19 protein-coding genes and 1 tRNA gene are annotated in these 22,765 nt (G+C 70.3%); 5 read left to right on the plus strand and 15 right to left on the minus strand.

Annotated features, from left to right (window positions below):
* Positions 1 to 101: 101 nt before the first annotated feature.
* The 3 genes from WBG79_RS12505 to WBG79_RS12515 form a co-directional block, all read right to left on the minus strand.
* Positions 102 to 1,067, minus strand: coding sequence for a phosphotriesterase family protein (locus WBG79_RS12505; RefSeq protein ID WP_337357432.1), 966 nt, complete (start codon positions 1,065 to 1,067; stop codon positions 102 to 104).
* Positions 1,064 to 1,975, minus strand: a complete 912-nt coding sequence (locus WBG79_RS12510) for an SDR family NAD(P)-dependent oxidoreductase (RefSeq protein ID WP_337357433.1) — start codon at positions 1,973 to 1,975, stop codon at positions 1,064 to 1,066. The genes WBG79_RS12505 and WBG79_RS12510 overlap by 4 nt, the downstream gene beginning before the upstream one ends.
* Before the next feature lie 85 nt (positions 1,976 to 2,060).
* Positions 2,061 to 2,135: transfer RNA gene (locus WBG79_RS12515), tRNA-Glu, on the minus strand.
* A gap of 865 nt (positions 2,136 to 3,000) precedes the next feature.
* On the opposite strand from WBG79_RS12515, the gene dnaE reads away from it, so the two are divergent.
* Complete coding sequence (gene dnaE, locus WBG79_RS12520; protein WP_337357434.1) at positions 3,001 to 6,456, plus strand: DNA polymerase III subunit alpha; 3,456 nt, start codon at positions 3,001 to 3,003, stop codon at positions 6,454 to 6,456.
* 389 nt (positions 6,457 to 6,845) lie between these two features.
* On the opposite strand, the gene iolE is transcribed toward dnaE, so the two are convergent.
* The 4 genes from iolE to WBG79_RS12540 all read right to left on the minus strand — a co-directional run bounded on the left by iolE (position 6,846) and on the right by WBG79_RS12540 (position 12,522).
* Positions 6,846 to 7,730, minus strand: coding sequence for a myo-inosose-2 dehydratase (gene iolE / locus WBG79_RS12525; protein ID WP_337357435.1), 885 nt, complete (start codon positions 7,728 to 7,730; stop codon positions 6,846 to 6,848).
* 62 nt (positions 7,731 to 7,792) lie between these two features.
* Positions 7,793 to 9,640 (minus strand): 3D-(3,5/4)-trihydroxycyclohexane-1,2-dione acylhydrolase (decyclizing), encoded by a 1,848-nt coding sequence (gene iolD, locus WBG79_RS12530; protein ID WP_337357436.1) that lies wholly within the window; start codon positions 9,638 to 9,640, stop codon positions 7,793 to 7,795.
* Positions 9,641 to 9,666: 26 nt separating this feature from the next.
* A complete protein-coding gene (locus WBG79_RS12535) occupies positions 9,667 to 11,634 on the minus strand; it encodes a bifunctional 5-dehydro-2-deoxygluconokinase/5-dehydro-2-deoxyphosphogluconate aldolase (RefSeq protein ID WP_443147429.1) in 1,968 nt (655 codons plus the stop codon).
* A gap of 60 nt (positions 11,635 to 11,694) precedes the next feature.
* A complete protein-coding gene (locus tag WBG79_RS12540; RefSeq protein WP_337357438.1) occupies positions 11,695 to 12,522 on the minus strand; it encodes a MurR/RpiR family transcriptional regulator in 828 nt (275 codons plus the stop codon).
* A 254-nt stretch (positions 12,523 to 12,776) separates the two neighbouring features.
* On the opposite strand from WBG79_RS12540, the gene WBG79_RS12545 reads away from it, so the two are divergent.
* Together WBG79_RS12545 and iolG are read left to right on the plus strand one after the other, a co-directional pair.
* Entirely contained in the window at positions 12,777 to 13,907 is a 1,131-nt protein-coding gene (locus WBG79_RS12545; protein ID WP_337357439.1) for a Gfo/Idh/MocA family protein, read from the plus strand.
* Between the two features lie 42 nt (positions 13,908 to 13,949).
* Positions 13,950 to 14,948, plus strand: a complete 999-nt coding sequence (iolG, locus tag WBG79_RS12550; protein WP_337357440.1) for an inositol 2-dehydrogenase — start codon at positions 13,950 to 13,952, stop codon at positions 14,946 to 14,948.
* Positions 14,949 to 15,358: 410 nt separating this feature from the next.
* Here iolG and bchJ read toward each other — a convergent pair whose 3' ends face one another.
* Positions 15,359 to 16,051 (minus strand): bacteriochlorophyll 4-vinyl reductase, encoded by a 693-nt coding sequence (gene bchJ, locus WBG79_RS12555; protein WP_337357441.1) that lies wholly within the window; start codon positions 16,049 to 16,051, stop codon positions 15,359 to 15,361.
* Complete coding sequence (gene bchE / locus WBG79_RS12560) at positions 16,035 to 17,702, minus strand: magnesium-protoporphyrin IX monomethyl ester anaerobic oxidative cyclase (RefSeq protein WP_337357442.1); 1,668 nt, start codon at positions 17,700 to 17,702, stop codon at positions 16,035 to 16,037. The genes bchJ and bchE overlap by 17 nt, the downstream gene beginning before the upstream one ends.
* 103 nt (positions 17,703 to 17,805) lie before the next feature.
* On the opposite strand from bchE, the gene WBG79_RS12565 reads away from it, so the two are divergent.
* Positions 17,806 to 18,291, plus strand: a complete 486-nt coding sequence (locus WBG79_RS12565) for a TspO/MBR family protein (RefSeq protein ID WP_337357443.1) — start codon at positions 17,806 to 17,808, stop codon at positions 18,289 to 18,291.
* A gap of 165 nt (positions 18,292 to 18,456) precedes the next feature.
* Positions 18,457 to 18,720: a hypothetical protein gene (locus WBG79_RS12570; protein ID WP_337357444.1), complete on the plus strand. Its 264-nt coding sequence runs from the start codon at positions 18,457 to 18,459 to the stop codon at positions 18,718 to 18,720.
* Positions 18,721 to 18,988: 268 nt separating this feature from the next.
* On the opposite strand, the gene pufC is transcribed toward WBG79_RS12570, so the two are convergent.
* From pufC to WBG79_RS12600, 6 genes are all read right to left on the minus strand, one after another.
* Positions 18,989 to 20,017 (minus strand): photosynthetic reaction center cytochrome PufC, encoded by a 1,029-nt coding sequence (pufC, locus tag WBG79_RS12575; RefSeq protein WP_337357445.1) that lies wholly within the window; start codon positions 20,015 to 20,017, stop codon positions 18,989 to 18,991.
* Positions 20,014 to 20,997: a photosynthetic reaction center subunit M gene (gene pufM / locus WBG79_RS12580; RefSeq protein ID WP_337357446.1), complete on the minus strand. Its 984-nt coding sequence runs from the start codon at positions 20,995 to 20,997 to the stop codon at positions 20,014 to 20,016. The genes pufC and pufM overlap by 4 nt, the downstream gene beginning before the upstream one ends.
* A gap of 16 nt (positions 20,998 to 21,013) precedes the next feature.
* Complete coding sequence (gene pufL, locus WBG79_RS12585) at positions 21,014 to 21,838, minus strand: photosynthetic reaction center subunit L (RefSeq protein ID WP_337357447.1); 825 nt, start codon at positions 21,836 to 21,838, stop codon at positions 21,014 to 21,016.
* Between the two features lie 133 nt (positions 21,839 to 21,971).
* Entirely contained in the window at positions 21,972 to 22,184 is a 213-nt protein-coding gene (gene pufA / locus WBG79_RS12590) for a light-harvesting antenna LH1, alpha subunit (RefSeq protein ID WP_337357448.1), read from the minus strand.
* 13 nt (positions 22,185 to 22,197) lie between these two features.
* The gene (gene pufB, locus WBG79_RS12595) at positions 22,198 to 22,407 is read right to left on the minus strand and encodes a light-harvesting antenna LH1, beta subunit (RefSeq protein WP_337357449.1); all 210 of its coding nucleotides are present in this window, start codon (positions 22,405 to 22,407) and stop codon (positions 22,198 to 22,200) included.
* Positions 22,408 to 22,536: 129 nt separating this feature from the next.
* Positions 22,537 to 22,746: a hypothetical protein gene (locus WBG79_RS12600; protein ID WP_337357450.1), complete on the minus strand. Its 210-nt coding sequence runs from the start codon at positions 22,744 to 22,746 to the stop codon at positions 22,537 to 22,539.
* Between the last annotated feature and the right edge of the window lie 19 nt (positions 22,747 to 22,765).

Raw genomic sequence — 22,765 nt, forward strand, 5'->3', positions numbered from 1 at the left:
CCCTGCCGACCACCCTCGGGTTTCGGCGCAGCGGCGGAGCACGGCAAAGGTTTCGATCAACCGGATGCGACCGGACCGCCCTCGTCAGCACGTGTGACAGGCTAGCCCGGGCGCGAGAACGCGTCGAACGGGTTGTCCACGGTGAGCGCCTTCAGCGTGCCGTCGTCGACGCCGGACGCGCGCAGCAGCGGCATCATGACGTCCGAGAGGTGCGTATACGGCCGCGGCACGCCACCGCCGGGCTTGGCGGGATCGAACCAGCCGAGGTCGTGGCTGATCAGAAGTCGGCCGGCGGCGCCCGCCTGCAAGGCGCGCAGGATCAGGCCCCGCACCTCGTCGTCGGGCGCACGGCCGACATGGTCGTATTCGATCCAGGCGCCCCGCGACGCCGCCTCGTCGTGCAAGGCGAGATCCTCTTCCTTCTGCGTGTGGATCCAGATGAAGCGGCCCGCCGGACAGCCCTCTTCCGCAAGGATGTCGAGCTGTCGCAACGCAACCCGGCCCCGCATCGTATGGCTGCCGATCACGGCGCCGGTCCGGACCGCCGCACGGGCCGCGGCCCGCAGGATGCGTTCCTCCAGCGGCGTGATGCCGTCGTCCCCGGCGCTGAGCTTGATCCAGCCGGCGCGGAAGTCGGCTTCGGCCAGTCGCACCGTGAGTTCCCGGTGCATCCAGGCCTCCAGGGCCGCGTCGTCGGACTCCTGGACGAACGGAACGATCCACGGCTCGCGATAGCTGCCGGTCGGCACCAGCACCGGAAAGCTCGTGGCGCGCGAGACGGCGAGGTCGAAATCCGCACGGCGACCCACCCCGGTCGTGGAGCACTCGACGAGGGCCGTGATCCCCCGCGCCTTGATCTCCTCGATCTTCGGGGACATGAGAGCGACGACCGCGGCCTCCTCCGCCTCGGCGTATCCCGGCTGGTCGGGCGTCCGCAAGTCGACGAAGATATGCTCGTGGGGCAGCATCATGCCGACCTGGTCGCGGGCGAGAGGTCCGAGCGTCGTATGGAGGAACCGCTCCTCCGGGACGGGGGCCGGGGTCGGGGCGGGCGTCTCACTGCTCATCCTGCGGCTCCTCCGTTCGAGGGCTGGCCGGCGTCGCCCGGGGCCGGCCCGTCGGGTGTTCCCGGGCGGCCGGCCGGGCCGGGCGAAGGGGCGAAGCCCGTGACACGCAGGACGCGAAGGTCGCGGGCCAGGATGTCGTCCGTGGACGCGTCGACCTCGTCGAGATCATCATAGGCGCGCACCGCGCGACCGGCCAACCGGTCGAACCGGCCGCGGGCGATCTCCAGGGCGAGTCGGGCCGCATAGCTCGGGGGGAGATGGTCGCCGCTCGCCAACCGCTTCCCGACATTCGGCATGTACTTGGTCCCGGCGGCCGACTCCATCTGGTAGCGGGTGAGATCCGTGAGGACCAGCCCGGGATCCATCGCGAGGCAGACGACGCCCGTGCCTTCGAGCGTGGCCGCGATGCACTCCGTCAGGCGCAGCGTGCCCGTCTTCGAGACCGAGTAGGCGGAGCCGAAGGCCAGCGGTGTCGAGGTGCCGCCGCCGATCATGTTGACGATGCGCCCGCGTCCCCGCGAGAGCATCGACGGCAGCACGGCCCGCGCACAATGAAACGCCGATTTCAGATTGATCTCGATGTCGTCCCACCACGCGTCCGGGTCGACCTCCCAGATCGGGCCGATGGCCGAGAAGACTCCGGCGTTGTTGATGAGGGTGTCGACCGGACCCAATTCCGTGGCGATCGCCGCGAAGACGGCCTCGACGGCGGCGCGGTCGGACAGATCGGCGGCGAAACCCCTGGCCACCGCGCCGGCTCCCCCGATCTCCGAAGCGGCCGCCGAGACGGCATTGGGGTTTCGCGCGATGATCGCCACCTTGGCGCCGGCCTCGGCCTGGGCCTTGGCGATCTCCTTCCCGATCCCGCGGCTGCCGCCGGTCACCACCGTGACGGTCCCCTGGAGCATGATGCCTCCCGCGATGCTGTCGCTGCGAAAGGGCAACAGAAGCCCACAGTCGGACGAAACACGCCAGCGAAACGGCCTAGGAACGTGGCGCGCCCTACGGGAGTCGAACCCGTCTTTGCAACGTGAAAGGCTGCCGTCCTAACCGATAGACGAAGGGCGCCGCGCGCGGGCCTTATAGGCGGGTTCGCTTCCGGGGGTCAAGCGGATCCGGGGCGCGCGGCAGGTCCATAAGGCACCGTCGGCGATGACGGGGGCGGACCTTTACGGCGGGGCGGTGCCGGTACGGAGACGGGCGAAGCCGCCGGTGCGCGGAGGCGCCGGCGGACCGGCCCTCGGCCCCGCTGTGGAGGACGTGCGGTCGGCCCTCCGGCTCGACGCGTGTCGGCCTCCACACGCCTTCTCACCGCATAGGTGCCTCCACCCTCGGCCTCCGCCTGCGTCCGGTCTGCTGGTGTCCGGTACCGTACCGGTGCCCGAAGCGGGCCTCCCGCTCGCCTCGCCGTCTGGGAAGGCCACCCGTTAACCAAGTCTTGCGACGCCGTCCGGCACAGGCTTGACCACAGGAACAAAACAGGAACATACTCTGATCATCGAACGGCGGCCAACGAAGGAGGCTCCCATGATGATGCTGATGCGGGAAGTTCTGTCGGCGGGTGCGTTGATCAGCTTCATGGCCATGATCGCGATCTGGGCGGACGTCATAGCGCGGGCCGGTTGAGGGTCCGGAACAAAGAGAGAATATCCCGCCCGCAGGTTATCCACAAGCGCCCCGGCGCTTCTCCACAGGGACGGGTCGGCGCGGGTCGGCGCCGGACCCGGCCGAACCGGGGACGACGGCCCGGCCAGCCGCGGGCGGATGCCCCGGGTTATCCACAGGGCGCCGCCAAGGCGTGGTCCGGGAGGCGGCCATTCGGCCGCGTCGCGTTGCCCCCGGACGCCCCGGGGCCGAAACTGCGTCGGGCGGCCGGGCGGGGCGCCGCCGAGTCGCGGCAGGATCGGCAGGGCAGGGAAGGGTCGGAGACGGCATGGCGGCGGTCGGCTTCGTTCATGTCAGGGCCCATTCGGCCTATTCCCTGCTCGAGGGCGCATTGCCGCTCGGCAAGCTGATCGAGCTCGCCAAGGCCGACGCGCAGCCCGCGCTCGGCCTCGCCGACACGGGCAACCTGTTCGGCGCGCTGGAATTCTCCGAGAAGGCCGCCGAGAAGGGCATCCAGCCGATCGTCGGGTGCCAGATCGCGGTCGAGTTCGACGACCGCGCCGGGGAGGCCTCGCGCCGGCCCTCGCTCGTCGCCCGGCGGCCGAGCCTCGTCCTCATTGCCGCCAACGCCGAGGGCTGGGCGAACCTCGTCCGCCTCGTCTCCCGCTCCTTCCTGGGCACCGAGGGGACGGAGGACCCGCATGTCTCCTTTGCCGACCTGGAGGGCCGCACGGCCGGCCTGATCGCCCTGACCGGCGGCCCCGGCGGCCCGGTCGACCGCGCGCTCGTCGACGGCCAGGAGGACCTCGCCCGCGCGCGCCTGGAGCGGCTCGCCGGCCTCTACGGCGACCGGCTCTATGCCGAGATCCAGCGCCACGGCCTCGACGAGGAGCGCTTGGCGGAAGCCGGCCTCCTCGACCTCGCCTACGCGCTCGGCCTGCCGCTCGTCGCCACCAACGAGCCCTACTTCTCCAAGCGCGAGGACTTCGAGGCCCACGACGCCCTGATCGCCATCTCGGAAGGACGCGTTGTCGCCGAGGAGGACCGGCGGCGCCTGACCCCCGAGCACGCGTTCAAGACGCGCGCCGAGATGCAGGCGCTCTTCGCCGACCTGCCCGAGGCGCTCGACAACACGGTCGAGATCGCCCGGCGCTGCTCCTATCGGCCCCTGAAGCGCAAGCCGATCCTGCCCCGCTTCGCCGGCGTCGGCCAGGACGCCGAGGCGGCCGAGAAGGCCGAGGCGCTGGAGCTGCGCGCCCAGGCCGAGGCGGGCCTCGCCGCCCGGCTCGCCGCGCACGGGACCGCGCCGGGCATCAGCGAGGAGACCTACCGCGAGCGTCTCGAATTCGAGCTCACGATCATCGAGCGGATGAAGTTCCCCGGCTACTTCCTGATCGTGTCGGACTTCATCAAGTGGGCCAAGGCGCAGGGCATCCCGGTCGGGCCCGGCCGCGGCTCCGGCGCCGGGTCGCTCGTCGCCTGGTCCCTGACGATCACGGATCTCGACCCCCTGCGCTTCGCGCTCCTCTTCGAGCGCTTCCTCAACCCCGAACGCGTGTCGATGCCCGACTTCGACATCGACTTCTGCCAGGACCGCCGCGACGAGGTGATCCGTTACGTTCAGCAGAAATACGGCCGCGACCAGGTCGCGCAGATCATCACCTTCGGCACCCTCCAGGCGCGCGCGGTGCTGCGCGACGTCGGCCGCGTCCTGCAGATGCCCTATGGCCAGGTGGATCGGCTCGCCAAGCTCGTCCCGCAGAACCCGGCCAATCCCGTGACGCTCGCCCAGGCGGTCAACGACGAGCCGCGCCTCCAGGAGGCGCGCGAGCAGGAGCCCATCGTCGAGAAGCTGCTCGACATCGCCATGAAGCTCGAGGGGCTCTACCGCCACGCCTCGACCCACGCCGCCGGCATCGTCATCGGCGACCGCCGCCTCGACGAGCTGGTGCCGCTCTACCGCGACCCGCGGTCCGACATGCCCGTCACCCAGTTCAACATGAAGTGGGTGGAAAGCGCCGGCCTCGTGAAGTTCGACTTCCTCGGCCTGAAGACCCTGACGGTCCTGCAGACCGCGCTCCAGCTCGTCAGGAAGACGAAGGGCATCGACATCGACCTCTCGTCCATCCCGCTCGACGACGCGCCCACGTACAAGCTCCTGGCCGGCGGCGAGACGGTCGGCGTGTTCCAGCTGGAAAGCCAGGGCATGCGCAAGGCCATCGCCGACATCAAGCCCGACCGTTTCGAGGACATCATCGCCCTCGTCGCGCTCTATCGCCCGGGCCCGATGGCCAACATCCCGGTCTACGGCGCCCGCAAGCAGGGGCTGGAGAAGCCGGACTACATCCACCCGCTGCTCGAGGCGGTCCTGAAGGAGACGCACGGCATCATCGTCTACCAGGAACAGGTGATGCAGATCGCCCAGATCCTCTCGGGCTATTCGCTCGGCGAGGCCGACCTCTTGCGGCGCGCCATGGGCAAGAAAATCAAGGCCGAGATGGACGCCCAGCGCGTCCGCTTCGTCGAGGGCGCGATCCGGCAGGGCCTCTCCAAGGAACAGGCCGACACGATCTTCGACCTCCTCGCCAAGTTCGCCGACTACGGCTTCAACAAGTCCCACGCCGCCGCCTACGCGCTGGTCGCCTATCAGACCGCCTACCTGAAGGCGAACCACCCGGTCGAGTTCCTGGCCGCCTCCATGACGCTCGACATGTCCAACACGGACAAGCTGAACGACTTCCGGCGCGAGGCGATGCGGCTCGGCATCGACGTGCTCGCCCCGGACATCCGCCGCTCCGGCGTCGCCTTCGACGTCGAGGACGGCAAGATCGTCTATGCCCTCGCGGCCGTGAAGGGAGTCGGTGGCCACGCCGTCGAGCATCTGGTGGCGCTCCGCGCCGACCGGCCCTTCCGGGACATCTCCGATTTCGCGAGGCGTTTCGATCCCCGCCAGGTCAACAAGCGCACCCTGGAGAGCCTCGTAGCCGCCGGCGCCTTCGACCGGCTCGATCCCAACCGCGCCAAGCTCGTGGCCGGTCTCGACGTGGTCATGGCCGAGGCCAACCGGGTGAAGACGGCCGATGCCGGTGGCAACCTCGACATGTTCGCCGGCGGCGGCGACGAGAAGCCGCTGCGCCTGCCCGAGACGCAGCCCTGGACGGCGGCCGAGCAACTCCAGCGGGAGTATTCCGCCGTCGGCTTCTACCTCTCCGCCCATCCGCTCGACGAATACCGCTCCACGCTGGAGAAGCTCCGCGTCCAGATGTGGTCGGAGTTCCAGCGCTCGGTGAAGGGCGGCTCCGCCTTCGGCCGCCTCGCCGGCACGGTCACCAGCCGCCAGGAGCGCAAGACCAAGACCGGCAACAAGATGGGCATCGTGCGCATCTCCGACCCGACCGGCCAGTACGAGGCGGTGATCTTCTCCGAGGGCCTCGCCACCTATCGCGACCTGCTGGAACCCGGCCAGTCGGTGGTCATCTACGCCAATGCCGAGGAGCGCGCGGAGGGCGTCAGCGTCCGCATCGACAAGGTCGAGCCGCTCGACGCCATCGCCGGCCGCCTGCAGCAGAACCTGCGCATCTTCCTGCGCGACCCGGGCCCGATCGACTCCATCCACCGCCACCTGCCGCAAGGCGGGGAGGGCGAGGTCTCCTTCATCCTCCTTCTCGGCGAAGGCGGACAGCGCGAAGTCGAGGTCAAGCTGCGCGACCGCTACCGCGTCTCCCCCCAGATCGCCGGCGCCCTCAAGGCCGTCCCCGGCGTGGTCCAGGTGCAGGTCGTCTAGCGCTCCGGGTCGCCCGACTCCGCCCGCCGCAGCGCTGCGGATCGGGGCCCGCGCGGGATCCCGGATCTGCGGCGCGTGCCGCGCCTTGTCCGGGACTGCGGTGGAGAGGATCGGGGACTGAACGGACCCCGACCTCCGGGCCCCGCCTCTCCACCCGCATCCCCGGCCGGAGCGCAGTGGAGGGCCGGGGTCCAGCGCTCTCCGCCGGCCGCAGCGGCCGGCCGGAGCGCAGTGGAGGGCCGGGGTCCAGCGCTCTCCGCCGGCCGCAGCGCTGCGAGATCGGGCCGCGCGCTGGATCCCGGATCGGCGGCGCGTGCCGCGCCTTGTCTGGGAACGCGGTGGGGGGGGCGGGGTTGCGGACGGGGTGGTCTCTGCCCGGCTTGGGCGCGTCAGCTCCTCAGTCCCGCCTCCTTCAGGAAGCGGGTCAGGTTCGCGTAGCCCATGGACACGTAGGTCTTCGGGTTCGCCTTCTCGGGGTCTTGCTCGGCCTCGATGATGACCCAGCCGGAATAGGCGGGCACGGCCTTGAAGACCGACACGTAGTCGACCGTGCCGTCGCCCGGGACCGTGTAGACACCCTCCAGGACGGAGTCGAGGAAGGACCAGTCGCCGTCCGCGGCGCGGCGGGCGACGTCCAGGCGGACGTCCTTGGTGTGTATGTGGCCGATGCGGTCGGCGTAGCGCTTCGCCAGCCGCACCGGGTCGGCGCCGCCCCAGGTGGCATGGCCGGTGTCGAGGAGGAGCTTCACGGCCGGGCCGGTGCCAGCCATGAAGCGGTCGATCTCGGGCTCGGTCTGGATCACGGTGCCCATGTGGTGGTGGTAGACGAGCTGCAGGCCCTCGGCCTTCACCAGTTCGGCGAAGCGGGTCATGCGGGGCAGGAAGACGGCCCACTCGGCCTCCGTCATCACCGGCCGGGTGGAGAGCGGGGCGGACTTCGTGCCGTGCACCGTGCGGGTGCATTCGCACACGATCAGCACCTCGGCGCCCGCACCCTTGCGCAGCGCGATGGCGTCGCGCGCGGCCTCGAGTTCCTCTTCGGCGGTCCGCTCCAGGAGGAAGGTCGAGTACCACCCGGAGACGAAGACGAGGCCGAAGTCGGCGAGCTTCGCCTTCAGGGCCTCGGCGGTCTTGGGGAACTTGTTGCCGAGCTCCATGCCCTCGATGCCGATCTCGCGGGCTTCCGAGAGGCATTGTTCGAGCGGGATGTTGCCGCCGATCTCGATCATGTCGTCGTTCGACCAGCAGATCGGATTGGCGCCGATGCGGATCATGGGGGCGTCTCCAGGGTTCTCTTGCGTGTTCGCGGGGGCGCGGTCGGTCGGGTGGGGCCTGGTCAGTTCAGGAGCCTCTGCCTCTGGCGGGCCGTCTCGTAGGCGGCACGGGCGTCGGTGACCTCCCGCCGGGGGCTCACCTCGGGCACGGCCACGTCCCACCAGTGGCCGCCGGCCTTGGTGGTGGCGAGCGGGTCGGTGTCGATGACGAGGACGGTCGTCCGCGGCTCGGCGCGCGCCTGCGCGAGCGCGGCCTCGAGGTCGGCCAGGGAGGCGACCTTGCGGGCCGTGGCGCCGAGGGAGGCGGCGTGGGCGGCGAAGTCGATCTCGGGCAGGGTCTCGTGCCGGGCGTGCTCCAGGAGATTGTTGAAGTTGGCGCCGCCGGTCGCCATCTGCAGCCGGTTGATGCAGCCGAAGCCCCGGTTGTCGAGAACCACGACGGTGAGCTTCAGGCCGAGCATGACCGAGGTGGCGATCTCGGAATTGGCCATCAGGTAGGAGCCGTCGCCGAGCATGACGACGACCTCCTCGTCGGGCTTCGCCATCTTGACGCCGAGGCCGCCGGCGATCTCGTAGCCCATGCAGCTGTAGCCGTATTCCAGGTGGTAGGAGCCGGGGGCGCCCGCGCGCCAGAGCTTGTGGAGCTCGCCCGGCAGCCCGCCGGCGGCGCAGACGATGGTCGCCGCCGAGCCGACGACGCGCTGGACGGCGCCGATCACCTGGCCGTCGGACGGCTTCTCGGCATTGGTCGCCAGGATTGCGTCGTCGACCGCCTTGCGCCAGTCGTCGGCGAGGCCCTTGGCCCGGTCCGTCCAGGTGGACGGCGCGCGCCAGCCGCCGAGGTCGGCGGCGAGGTCGGCGAGGCCCGCCTCGGCGTCGGCGACGAGCGGCATCGCGCGGTGCTTCGTGGCGTCGAAGACCTGCACGTTGAGGCCGACGAGGCGGCTCGCCGGGTTCTTGAAGAGTGCCCAGGAGCCGGTGGTGAAGTCCTGCAGGCGCGTGCCGACGGCGAGGACCAGGTCCGCCTCCTCGGCGAGCGCGTTGGCAGCCGAGGCTCCGGTGACACCGATCGAGCCCATGTTCAGCGGATGGTCGTGGGGCAGGGTAGACTTGCCGGCCTGGGTCTCGGCGACCGGGATCCCGTGGGACTCGGCGAAGGCCGCCAGCGTCCGGGCCGCGCCCGAGTAGAGGACGCCGCCGCCCGCCACGATCAGGGGCTTCGCCGCCCCGCGCAACGCGCCGACGGCGGCCTGCAGTTCGTCGAGGGCCGGCCTGATCCGGCGCGGCGCCCAGACCCGCTCGGCGAAGAAGGCCTCGGGGTAGTCGCAGGCCTCCGCCTGGGTGTCCTGGCAGAGCGCGAGCGTGACGGGGCCGCAGTCGGCCGGGTCGGTCAGCACTTGCATGGCCCGCTCCAGCGCCGGGACGAGCTGCTCGGGGCGGGTCAGGCGGTCGAAGTAGCGGGAGACGGGGCGGAAGCAGTCGTTGGCCGAGACCGTGCCGTCGCCGAAGTCCTCGATCTGCTGGAGGACCGGGTCCGGCCGGCGGTCGGCGAAGACGTCGCCGGGGAGGATCAGGAGCGGCAGGCGGTTGACGTGGGCGACGGCGGCGGCGGTCACCACGTTGGTGGCGCCTGGCCCGATCGAGGTCGTCACCGCCATCATGCGGCGGCGGAAGCTCGCCTTGGCGAAGGCGACCGCCGCATGCGCCATGCTCTGCTCGTTGTGGGAGCGGAAGGTCGGCAGGCGGTCGCGCACCTGATAGAGCGCCTCGCCCATGCCGGCGACGTTGCCATGGCCGAAGATGGCCCAGACGCCGCCGAAGAGCGGCACCTTGTGGCCGTCGATCACGGTCTGCTGGGCGGCCAGGAAGCGCACGAGCGCCTGCGCCATGGTGAGCCGGACGGTCTGCATGGGGTGAACTCCTCCCGGGGACGTCGTTATCGTGGGGCGGCCTCTTCCCAGGCCCCGACCAGGGCCCGGAAGCGTCCGGCCATGTCTGCGACCGCCGCCCGGTCGTCGATCGCGCCGGCGAGCCAGCGGGCGGCCGCGTCGGCGAAGATGGTACGCCCGACCGCGAAGCCTTTCACCAGGGGCGACGACGCGGCGGCCCTGAAGGCGGCGCGGAGCTCCGCCTCCGGCGCCTCCAGGCCGAGCAGGACGATGCCGCGGCAATGCGGGTCGTTCGCCTCGATCACGGCTGCGGTGCGCGCCCAGGCGGCGGCGTCCGCCTGGGGCTCCAGCTTCCACCAGTCGGGGCGGATGCCGAGGTCGTAGAGGCGCTGGACGACGGTCGCGACGGTGTCGGGGCCGAGGGGGCCGTGCCGCCCGGCGATGATCTCGACCAAGAGCTCGCGGCCGACCGTGCGCGCGGCGTCGTGAAGGCGCAGGAGTTCGCGCTCCTGCCGTGCCTTCAGGTCCGGCGGGTCGTCGGGGTGGTAGAAGCACAGGCCCTTGACGGTGTGGCCGACCGGCCATTCGACGAGGTGGCTGCCGAGGTCCCACATCTGGTCGAAGTCGAGCGGGCGGGAGCCCGGCTTCTCGACGGGGCGGCCGATCCAGAAGGGGTGCCGGGCGGCCCGGTAGAGCGCCTTCTGGCCGTAGGTGGAGTCGAGCAGCATGCCGAAGCCGGGCCGGCCGGCGGCGACCTCGGCGGCGGCCTCGACGGCCAGCACCTTGAAGTCCGCGATGCGCGCGCGCGGCGCGCCGGCCTTGTCGGCCAGATCCTCGAGCTGCGCCCGATGGTCGATCGCGAAGGCCATCAGGCGGTCGGGCTGCGGGCGGCGGGTCGTCGCCCAGTGCAGGTGGTTGATGGCGGCGTCCTTGCGCAGCGCCCGGTGGGGGCTTCCGTGGCGGAGGAAGAAGTCGAGCTCCTCCCAGGTCGGGTACTCGGGCGAGCAGAGCAGGCGCGAGACCGCGAAGGCCCCGCAGGCGTTCGCCCAGGTGGCGCAGGTGGCCAGCGGCTCGCCCTTCAGCCAGCCGCGCAGGAAGCCGGACATGAAGGCGTCGCCGGCGCCGAGCACGTTGTAGACCTCGATCGGGAAGCCCTGGCCGACGATGCCGGCCTCCAGGTCCTCGCTGATCGGGCCGTCGTAGACGATGCAGCCCATCGCGCCGCGCTTCAGCACGATGGTGGCGGGGGTCACGGCGCGGATCGCGCGCAGGCTTTCGAGAACGCCGTCCGCGCCGGTCGCGATGCGAATCTCCTCCTCGGTGCCGACGATCAGGTCGCAGTCGGGCAGGACGGGCTTCATCTCGGCGGAGACGCGGTCCGACTTCACGTAGCGCTCGAAGCCCGCGTCGTGGCCGGCGAGGCCCCAGAGGTTGGGCCGGTAGTCGATGTCGAACACGACCTTGCGGCCGGCGGCCTTGGCGGCGCGGATCGCCTTCCTCTGGGCGGCGGCGCTGTTGGGCCGGGAGAAGTGGGTGCCGGTGACGACGATGGCCGCCGCCGATGCCACGAAGGCCGGATCGACGTCGCCCTCGTCGAGCGCCATGTCGGCGCAGTCGGTGCGCACGAAGATCATGGGCGAGACGCCCTCGTCCTCGACCGCGAGGAGGACCAGGGCGGTCAAGCGGTCCTTGTCGACGCGGACGCCTTCGATCGACACGCCCTCGCGGGCCAGTTGCTCGCGCAGGAAGCCGCCCATCTGCTCGGCACCGACCCGGGTGATCAGGGCGGACTTCAGGCCGAGCCGGGCCGTTCCGATCGCGATGTTGGCGGGGCAGCCGCCGACCGCCTTGGTGAAGGTGGCGATATCCTCGAGGCGCGAGCCGATCTGCTGGCCGTAGAGGTCCACGGAGGACCGGCCGATCGCGATGACGTCGAGCGCTGGCGTGGACAAGGGGCTCTCCTCCGATGGGCGCGGTCGGGCCCGGGGGCCGCAAGGATGAAATCCTTGTTCCATAGCGATGTCAATCTGGAACACACGTTCCGTTCCAACCTGTCGCGCGCGAGGCCGGGGAAGTCAGCCGACGCCCCGCCGCTCGGCGGTGCCGACGGCCAGGGTCATGGCCAGCGCGAAGGTCGCCGCCAGCGAGCGGAAGGCGCCGTAGTCGGCTTCCGCGACCTCGAGCCAGACCGTGGCCGGCACTGCCAGCGGGCTGAACGGCGAATCGGTGACGGCGACCACGGGAACGCCCCGGGCGGCGGCGGCCTGCGCGGCCTCGATCGTCGAGGACGCGTAGGGGGTGAAGCTGATCGCCAGCAGGGCGTCGCCGGGGCGCGCGCCGCCGGCCTGCTCGGGCCCGAGATGCCCGACATTGTCGACGAGGACGGCGCGGACTCCGAGCTTGCCGAAGGCGTAGGCGAGATAGGCGGCGACCGGGAAGACCCGGCGGGCGCCGACGAGATGGATGGTGTCGGCCGCCGCCAGCGTTGCCACGGCGCGCTCCAGGGCCGCCGCGTCGAGCCCCTGGCCGAGCCGGTCGAGGCTCGCGCGGGCGGCCCCGGCGAAACCGTCGCAGAGGCGCGTCAGCGCGCTCGCGTCGCCGGGCTCGCGCAGCGCCTCGATACGTTGGCGGTAGTCGGGGAAGCGCTCCTTGAGGCGGGCGCGGAAGACCCGCTGGAGCTCCGAGAAGCCCTGGTAGCCGAGCGTCTGGGCGAAGCGGACGAGGGTGGAGGGCTGGACGCCCGCGTGCTCGGCGATGCGCGCCGTCGTGCCGAAGGCCATTTCGTCCGGCTCGGCGAGGGCGAAGGCGGCGACCTGCTTCAGGCGCCGGGGCAGGGCCTCGCGCCGCGCCGCAATCTCCGACTTGAGCGCCTCGAAATCCGCCGGCGCGACCACGCTTGCCATCGGCCACCTCCTGCCGGCGAAACGCCCCGGTTCGCCTTGACGCCCGCCCGTGGCTGGGAATAGTCTTTCCAATATCAGAACAAGATGGAATGACAATTCCATTTACGGGACCGGTACCCATTCGGGACACGGACCGATGGGGAACGGCGCAACACGCCGCGCGGGGGGCTGCCGGGAAGGGCGGTTCGGCCGCCGCACGGCGTGGGCCGCGTTCGCCTGGGCCAGGGAGGATATGTCGTGACCGGAGGCCGTCCTTGACCGCGCTCGGCGTCGGGCTGATCGGAACCGGGTTCATGGGCAAGTGCCACGCGCTTGCCTGGAACGCGGTCGCCCCCACCTTCGGCGACGTGGCGCGCCCCCGGCTCGCCCACCTGGCCGACGCGACGGAGGGCCTCGCCGCGGCGCAGGCCGGGGCCTTCGGCTTCGCCCGCGCCTCCGGGGACTGGCGGGCGCTCGCGGCCGACCCTGATGTCGACGTGGTGTCGGTAACGGCGCCGAACCCGTTCCATGCCGAGATGGCGGTCGCGGCGCTCGAGGCGGGCAAGCACGTCTGGTGCGAGAAGCCGATGGCGACGAGCCTCGCGGACGCTCGGCGCATGCGGGACGCCGCCCGGGCCTCCGGCCGGGTGGCGATGGTCGGCTACAACTACATCCAGAACCCGGCGATCCGGCATTTCGCCGGGCTCCTGCGCGCGGGCGCCATCGGCCGGCTCACCCATGTCCGCGTCGAGATGGACGAGGACTTCATGGCCGATCCCGCCGCGCCCTGGGGCCACAAGGATTCCGCGGAGTCCGGGCACGGGGCGCTCGACGATTTCGCCGTCCACCCGCTCTCGCTCCTGACGGTCCTGACCGGCCTGCCGGCCCGGGTGCTCTGCGACCAGGCCCGTCCCTATGCCGACCGTCCGACTGCGGACGGCGGGCGGCGCGCGGTCGAGACCTACGAGATCGCCTCGGTGCTGTTCCGACTGGAGGACGGCGTCTCCGGCGTGCTTCTCGCCAACCGGGCCGCCTGGGGGCGCAAGGGGCGGATCCAGATCCAGGCCTTCGGGTCGGACGGGGCGATCGTCTACGACCAGGAACGGCTGAACGAGCTGCAGCTCTTCTCCCGGTCCGACCCGGCGCCCGAGCAGGGGTTCCGGACCATCCTGACCGGCGGCGCGCATCCGCCCTACCGGACCTTCGTGCCGGCGCCGGGCCACAGCCTCGGCTTCAACGACCTGAAGGTGATCGAGTGCCGCGAGCTGCTGCGGCGGATCGCCGGAGAGCCGGCTTTGGGCCTGGACTTCGAGGCGGGCTACCGGATCGAGGCCGCCGTCGAGGCGATGGCGCGTTCGCACCGGGACGGAAGCTGGGTGGACGTCGCCGCGGTCGCGGGCGCATAGCAGGATCAGGCCGCGACGCGGCCCAACGAGGTGGAGAGGACGATGACGCTGAATTTCGGACTTCTGGGCGCCGGTCGGATCGGCAAGGTGCATGCCGCCGCCGTCGCGGCCACGCCGGGGGCGCGGCTCGCAGCCGTGGCCGATGCGGTGCCCGCCGCCGCCGAGGCGATCGCGGCCGCCTCGGGCGCGGAAGTCCGCTCGGTCGACGCGATCATGAACGCCCGCGACATCGACGCGGTGCTGATCACCACGCCGACCGACATGCACGCCGACATGATCGAGCAGGCGGCGCGGGCCGGGAAGCCGATCTTCTGCGAGAAGCCGATCGACCTGTCGATCCCGCGGGTCGAGACGTGCCTGGCGACGGTGCGGGCGCAGGGCGTTCAGCTGATGATCGGCTTCAACCGGCGCTTCGATCCCAACTTCCAGGAGGCGCGCCGGCGCATCGACGCCGGGCAGATCGGCACGGTGGAGCTGGTCTCGATCGTGTCGCGCGACCCCGGCCCGCCGCCGCTCGACTACATCGCCCGCTCCGGCGGGCTCTTCCGAGACATGACGATCCACGACTTCGACATGGCCCGCTTCCTCCTCGGCGAGGAGCCCGTGACCGTCTACGCGGCGGCCTCGAACCTGGTCGACCCGAAGATCGGGGAGGCGGGCGACATCGACACGGCGTCCATCGTGCTTACCACGAAGTCGGGCAGGATCTGCCAGATCTCCAACTCGCGCCGGGCCACCTACGGCTACGACCAGCGCATCGAGGTGCACGGCTCGAAGGGCATGGTCAGCGCCGAGAACCTGCGCGAGACGACGGTGGAGGTGGCGACCGCGGCCGGCTACCTCCGCGACCCGCTGATGAACTTCTTCATGACGCGCTACACGGCCGCCTACCGGGCCGAGATCGGCGCCTTCATCGAGGCCCTGAAGACCAAGACACCGATGTCGCCCTCCGGCGAGGACGGCCTCAAGGCCCTGCTGATCGCGGAGGGCGCGTACCGGTCGCTGAAGGAGGGCCGGGCGGTCCCGATCGACCTCGGCTGACGGCGCCGGCCCGGCGTCCGGACCGAACTCGCCGCCGGCGACCGTATCGAATGCGTCACCGGCATGCTGTCGTTGGTTCGCACGTGCCGAACGCAACCACGGTGCCGCAGTGGGTTCACCTCTCCGCGGCTGTCACCCCGGCCATCGAGCCGGGGTCCAATGGTGGCTCGGCGCGGAACGGGCGTGCCACGAGGCACGCGCTGTGCAGGGAAGGTCGGTGATGGAGGGCGGCGCTTACCTCGCGGCGCGCCAATCGCTTCGGCAACCGAGCCGGGAAGCCGATGGATCCCGGCGCGATGGCAGGGTCGACATTCGGGGAAAGGCTGTGGGCGCGGACGCCCCGCAGGGCCGGTGTCAGATCCCCGGCGAGGCCAGGTCCATGGAGGTCGGATGCCCCGGCCGCAGGTGCGTCACCACGTCACCAGGAACCGGCAGTCCGGGTCGCCGGCCGCCGCGCAGGCGGTCTCGGTGACCTGCACGCGCGGGCCCAGGATGGCGCCGAACACGCGCTCGAAGGTCGCGGCCGAATAGGCGCAGGCCATCTCCCCGTCGTCGACCAGCCGGCACACGGGGGACCCCGCGATGGTCAGTTCCAGCGAGGGGGCGAAGCGGAACGAGAAGCTGCCGCTGCCCGCGAAGGTCCAAGCATGGCGGGCGATCGCCCGGACGAGGAGCCGCGCGGCGAGCGGCCGGGGGAGGGCGCGGAGCAGGGCCCGGGCCGGGCGCGGGATGCGGTGGGCGAGCAGGTAGTCGCCGGTGAGCTGCCCGGCCTCAGCGGAGATGCGCTGGCCTTCGGCAGGACCCAGCACGGCGCGGAGCGCCCGGTGCAGGCCTGCCACGTCGCCTTCGTCGACCATGGCGGTCGGCGGCGTGCGGACGAGATGGGAGAGGCCCGCCGCGGCGAAGACCCGGTCGCGCAGGATCGGGCCGCGCAGGGCGGCGAGGGCTTCGTCCATGCGCGTGATCGCGTTCGGCCCCACCAGGCCGGGCGCCGCGGGGGCGGGCGCGTGCGGCCGGGCCGTCCCGATCGGGTCCGGCCCGGCCGTCGTCGCCCGGGCCGCCTGCAACCCTTGCGCCGTCATGGCCTCAATGCACCGCGGCATCCGCCCGCTCGGGCGTGCGCGCCGGCGTCGGGAGGGCGTCGGCGACGGCCTCCATGTCCTCGGTCATCTGGTCCTTGCCGCCGCCGCAGGCCATCGGGGCCGCGGCGTTGCCGGCGCTGACGGAGACGCGGGGCTTGCGGTTGTGGGTGGTCTGCCACTCGACCTCGGTGTCCTCCGCGCGCTGGCGGCTCCGGTCGAAGTCGAAATGGACCTTCTTTCGCGACTGCGGGCCCCAATAGTCGACCTTGCCGAGGTCGTAGAACTTCCGCTCGAAGCCGGCCTTCAGGAAGGCCTTGAGGCAGCCGAGCAGGTAGCGGCGGCGCTGGCCGGACCCGGCCCAGGGGTAGGAGAAGAACGCCTTCTTCATGTAGAAGCGGCGGTAGTTGTTCATCACGCGGTCGAGCAGTTCGCCGCGGTCCATCGCCTGCGGCTTGATGATCGGTGTGACGAAGTTATACTTCTCGTAGTCGAATATCTCAACCTTGTCGCCGAGTTCCTTGAAGAGGTCCGAGAAGGGCCAGGGCGTATACATGGACCAGTTGGCAAGGTCTGGCGCCCAGTCGCAGGCCATCTTGTAGGTCTCTTCGAGCGTCTCCGCCGTCTCGTTCTCGAGGCCGACGATGAATTGCGCCTCGACGACGATGCCGGCCTTGCGCAGGAGCTCGATCGCCTTCTTGTTCTGGGCGACCGTGGTCTCCTTGTTGAATAGGTCGAGCTTCAGCTGGGCGGCGGCCTCGGTCCCAAGCGAGACGTGGATGAGTCCGGCCTTGCGGTAGAGGGGCAGCAGCTCCTCGTCGCGCAGGATGTCGGTGACGCGCGTATTGATCCCCCAAAGGATATTCACGTCGCGGCGGATCAGCTCCTCGCAGAAGGCGACGAACTTCTTGCGGTTGATGGTCGGTTCCTCGTCGGCCAGGATGAAGAAGCCGACGCCGTGGTCCCGCTTCAGGGTCTCGATCTCGTCGACCACCTTCTTCGGGTCGCGGATGCGGTAGTCGCGCCAGAACTTCCACTGCGAGCAGAAGGAGCAGGTGAAGGGGCAGCCGCGCGCCATGTTGGGGATCGCCACGCGCACGCCGAGCGGGATGTAGATGTATTTCGACCAGTCGAGGATGCTCCAGTCGGCCGCGATGGCGTCGAAGTTCTTCACCGTCGGGGCCGCGGGCGTCGCCACGACCTTGCCGTTCTCGCCGTAGGCCAGGCCCTTGATCTTCGCCCGGTCCGCCGGCCAGCGACCCTCGGCGACCGCGCGGGCCAGCGCCGTCATGATCTCCTCGCCCTCGCCGCGGACGATCGCGTCGATGTAGGGCGCCTCGGAGAGCACCTGGCGGTACATGAAGGTCGCGTGCACGCCGCCGAGCACGGTCACCGCCGAGGGCTTCACCGACTTGGCGATCTCCAGCACCCGCTCGGCCTTGTAGATCGAGGGCGTGATGGCCGTGCAGCCGACGATGTCCGGATCGGCCTCGGCGATCATCGCGGCGAGCCGCTCCTCGTCGATGTCGTTGGTCATCGCGTCGATGAAGCGGATGTCGGTGAAGCCGTTGGCCTTGAGGGAGCCGGACAGGTAGGCGACCCAGGCCGGGGGCCAGTTGCCGGCGATCTCGGCGCCGCCCGAGTGGTAGTTCGGGTGGATGAAGAGGATCCGCATCTTGCCCTCCCGCGCCGGCCTGCGGCGTGTCAATTGTCATTTACACTCGATCAGTCTACAAGGAGTGACAGTCATCGCGCACCCTCGTAGGATCACGAAGGCCATGGACACCAGCACCTTCCTGACGACGGCGGTCGTCGCCGCGGCCGGCATCCTGCTGGTCGCCGCCGGCGCGACCCTGACCGAGATCGGCCCCTGGTACAGGTCGCTGAAAAAGCCGTCGTGGCAGCCGCCGGAGTACCTCTTCGGTCCGGTCTGGACGGCCATCTTCTTGATGATGGGTATCTCGGCCGTCATGGCCTGGACGGCGGCGCCCGCCGGCTACGGCGTCGTGATCTTCGGGAGTTTCGCGGTCAACGCGGTCCTCAATGTGGCCTGGAGCGCCATCTTCTTCCGGCTGCGCCGGCCCGATTGGGCCTTCTTCGAGCTCGTGCTGCTCTGGCTTTCGATTATCGGCCTGGCGGCCGCGGTCTGGCCGGTGTCGCCGATGGCCGCCGCCCTGCTCGGCCCATACCTCGCCTGGGTGAGCTTCGCGGGCGTTCTCAACCTCAAGATAGTACGGCTGAACGCGCCGTTTTCGGCGGCCTAACCCGATTGAGGTATGTCATCGCCTCGTCTGTCGGGTTGGTATTCAGTTCATGGCCGCATGCATGCATTTCCTGAGGAATTTCACGCCTGACGGCGGGCTTCCGCTTGGAAACGGCCGATTTTTGAGGTCATGATCAAGACGTTTCGAGTCACCGGACAGACCCCCATGAGCGACCTCATCGGATCCGGACGCATCGTGGACCTGATCTTCGCCCTCGTCTTCATCGAGGCGATCCTGCTGTACGCCTTCTGGCGACGCACCGGGCGGGGCGTGGAGCCGCTCGCGGTGATCGCCAACCTCGCCGCCGGCGCCGCGCTCCTGGCCGCGCTGCGCAGCGTGCTGGTCGGGGCCGATCCGTCCTGGACGGCCACCTGGCTCGCCGCCGCCGCCGTCGCGCACGTGGCCGACATCACCTACCGCTGGCGATAGCGGAGCCGGCCGACGGCCATAAGCGGGCCCGCACGGCCGGACGGCGGCGGTCGGACCGCCTCTTGCCGAAAAGGTCGTTCGTGCGGGCGGGAAACGTTCCCGCCCCACCGTGCCCTGGGTCAACACGGCGGGGCGGGACCTTCGGGGTCGACAGGGTCGCGGGCGGCGCGGGGAGGGGGTGACTCGGGCCGCGCAACGGGTTGGGTCTCCGGAGCGGGGCCGGCTCGCAAGGCCGGCCCCGCCCGGGGTCCGCGATCCGCCCCGGAGGTTACTTGGGCGGCACCGGGGCGCCGCCGAGTTCCTTGACGTAGTCCTGCAACATCGACACGCCGTAGAGCGGCTTGTTCACGCCCTGGTGGCAGGTCGCGCAGTTCACCTTGGCCACGTCGCCCTCCGGCCCGAGCCGGTTGGCCGGGAAGGTGGGGGTCAGGGGCACGATGTAGGCGTTGTTGATATCGGCGGTCATGCGCAGGCCATGCCAAGCGGTCACCCGCTGTGGGGTGGATTCGTCCCAGGACATGAACGAGCGCGAGTTGTGGCAGAAGGTGCAGTTGACCCCCAGCCCCTTCGAGAGGTGCATCATCAGGCCGTAGGTCACCTCGGTCTGCTTGGTCCCGATCTGCCCGGTCGGCTCCGCCAGCACGCTGCGGGAGACCACCTTGATGGCGTCCGGCTGCGAGAGGAGGGGTGTGAGCGGATCGGTCGGCAGGGACGAGTAGTTGACCACGGACCCGGCGATGTTCTGGCCGTCGCGCGAGCGGGCGTAGCCGCCGGCCTCGGGCGGGCCGGGGTTCTGGAACCACACGTAGGAGGGAACCGGCTGGCCGCGGTGGCAGGTGTAGCAGGTCACTCCGGTCTGCTGGACGTGCTGCTTGAAGTCCGCGTTGATGTGGCGGGTCATCTGCAGCATGCGCCGGGCGACGACCTTGGTGTAGAGGCTGTCGTCGGCCATGTTGTCCGGGTTGTGGCAGTAGTTGCAGCCCTCGTTGGGGGCCACCCATTCCGTGATCGCCAGCATCGTGCGGGTGAACTCGGCCTCGGAGAGGTCGGTCAGCACCTGGACGTTCTGGTACGCTTCGGTGGCCTTGGGGCCGCCAGGCTCGGCCGGGGGCTGGGCCTCCGGCAGCCCCTGCCCCTGCGCCTTCTTGGCGGTCTCGACGCCCGCCCGGGAGACCTGGACCATGCCGGTCCCGCGGTAACCGATCTGCTGGGAGACGACCGCCTGGTCCTCGCAGGCCGCGAGGCCGAGGAGGGAGGCCGCCCCGAGGAGCGCGAGGGATGTCCTGAGCCTGGTCATTTCATCGCCCCCATGGCTGCTGCGGCGGGGTCGAGCACGGGCGGGAAGATCGCCGGGTAGCTCGGCGCCACCCCGTGCTTGACGGCCCAGAGGTACCAGTTGTCGACCACCGTTCCGGTCAGAAGGATGCCGATGCCGCCGGTCAGCGGGCAGAGGACCGCGAACCACCAGGCCCAGCGATGGATCGACTCCATCGTGGCGTTGAAGCCCATCGTCCAGCGCCAGAAGAGGGCCGCGCGCTCGGTCGCCGTGCCGCGGTCGAGGATCTGCTCGATCTCGCGTTCGCCACCGAAGCGGCTGACCGCCAGGATCGTCGCCGCGTGCATGGCGAAGAGCAGGGTGGACCCGTACAGGAAGGCGATCGAGAGGGCGTGGAAGGGGTTGTAGAAGAGGTTGCCGTAGCGGATCGAGAAGGCGGCCGTCCAGTCGAGGTGCGGGAAGATGCCGAAGGGCACCGCCTCCGACCAGCTCCCCAGGATCGCCGGCCGGATGAAGCCGAGCACCAGGTAGAGCCAGATCGCCGCCGCGAAGGCCCAGGGCACGTGGGTGCCGAGGCCGAGGGCCCGGGCCCGCGAGTACATGCGCGCCCACCAGAGCAGGATCGACATGGTCAGGCAGAAGCCGGCGAGGATCCACCAGCCGCCTTCGTTCATGGGGACGAGGGGGTAGAAGCCCCACTGCGGGCCCGGCGGCTCGAGCGCGAGCCAGGGGAGCTGCCGGACGAACTGGATGACGTCCCAGTTCACGGAGGCCAGCATGTTGAGGCCGATGATCTCGATGGCCGCAAAGCCGAAGATCAGCGAGGCGATGCCGAGCCAGCCGAGGTAGATCGGCCCGATCTGGGCATTGCCGAACTTGCCGATCCAGTAGGACAGGAAGGGCGTGCCCTCCCGGCCCCAGTTCGACCGGTTCATCGGGACGCCGGCGTAGGCCGGGCCGTGCGCCTGGATGCGCGTGAAGATGTTCTGGTATTCGGGCATGGCGTCCTCCGTCCCCTCAGTTCCAGATCGGCAGGTCGAGCCACCAGGTCCACCATTCCGGCCAGCCGCGCGTCCAGAAGGGGCCCGAGATGACGATGCAGACCGCGCTCCAGAACCCGGCCGAGAGGGCCAGGAACAGGCCGAGCCTGTGGATGCCGAGAGTGCCGATCGAGTAGCCGATCGTGTCGCGGAAGTAGGTATCCTCGTGCTCCGGCGTCTTCACGACCTCGCCCTTCTTCGGGTTGGTCGCGGAGAGGACGAGCGAGCCGTGCAGAGCCAGCGCGAAGGTCGTGGTGAAGAAGAACGTCACCGCGAGCATGTGCGCCGGATTGTAGTGGAAGTGCAGGTACTGGTAGCCGACGTTCGAGACCCAGTCGAGGTGGCTGAAGATCCCGTACGGAAAGCCGTGGCCCCAGGCGCCCATCAGCACCGGCCGGATCACGACCAGCGTCACATAGGCGAAGATCGCCACCGAGAAGGCGAAGGGCACGTGGTAGCCCATGCCGAGCTTGCGGCAGATCTCGACTTCCCGAAGCGCCCAGGAGCCGAAGGCGCCGATGGCGCAGACCGTGATGATCTGCCAGAGGCCGCCCTCCTTGAGAGGCGCGAAGCCGAGGCCGTAGGAGAGGTCGGGCGGCGCGATCGAGATTTGCCAAATGTTCCAGGTCGGGCCGATCGCGGCCCCGTAGATGATGAGGGCCGTTCCGAGCAGCGAGAAGAACATCGTCGTGACGCCGAAGAAGCCGACATAGAACGGCCCCACCCAGAAGTCGAACAGGTCTCCACCGATCAGCGTGCCCCCTCGGACACGGTATTTCTTCTCGAAGCTGAGCATGGACATCGATCGTCCCTCCGATCGTGCGGACTGGCGGCGTCCGGTGACGCGGCCGTCTCGGCGGTCGTGACTGGAACCGCCCGGAGTGCCGGCGGCGAGCGGGGCGGGCGGTGCCCGCCCGGCCGCCGCCGGCTGGGGTTCACGCGACCGTGACGCGGGCGTCGAGCGCCGTCGGGGGCACCGTCGGCGTCATCAGGTCCGCCTTGGCGCGCGTGGCCCTGGGGCCTTCGAGCCAGTTGAACCGGTCGGTGCTGAGCAGGATGAAGTGGATCACCAGAGCCAGCACGAACAGGAACGTGAACAGGGCGACCAACGCACGGCGCGGATCGAAGAGAAGCCAAACCTTCCACATGACTCTCTCCTGGTCACACTAGGGCGTTGATGATCGTGCTCACGCCGTCCGTCAGGGCCGCATAGCCCTTCACCGACGGAAGCCAGGGACGCCAGATCCAAGCGAGGATGTGGGCCACCACGGCGACCGCGACGAAGCCGATGAAGCTCGTCATGAAGATCGCGTGGAATTCCTTGGCTTCGGCTTCCGTGAGTCCGGAGATCGAACTTCGCATGTCAGCCATATTCCAGCCTCCGAGAATGGCCTTGCGGCCGTTACCGCGCTGAGGCCCGCGCGGCAGGGTAGACCGGCCGGCGGAGGATCCGCCGCCCGACCATTCCGCCCGGTGGCCCCGGACGGAATCGGGAACCGCTCAGCCCATGAAGGCGAGCGCGATGGTGGTGCTCGCGCTGACGCGGGCTTCCTCGAAAATCGAGCGGCCCGCGGCGCCGTGGCCGACGAGGGCCTTCGTGGCCGCGACGGCGAGGAAGACCGGGTAAATGGCGATGAGCAGCAGCAGGAAGGCGCGCGCGTCCTGTCGGCGGCTTCTGGCCCGATGCTCGCGCTTGGCTTCTTCCGTCATGATCGATCCTCCGATCCTG

This window comes from Prosthecomicrobium sp. N25, from assembly GCF_037203705.1.
Lineage (GTDB): Bacteria > Pseudomonadota > Alphaproteobacteria > Rhizobiales > Ancalomicrobiaceae > Prosthecodimorpha.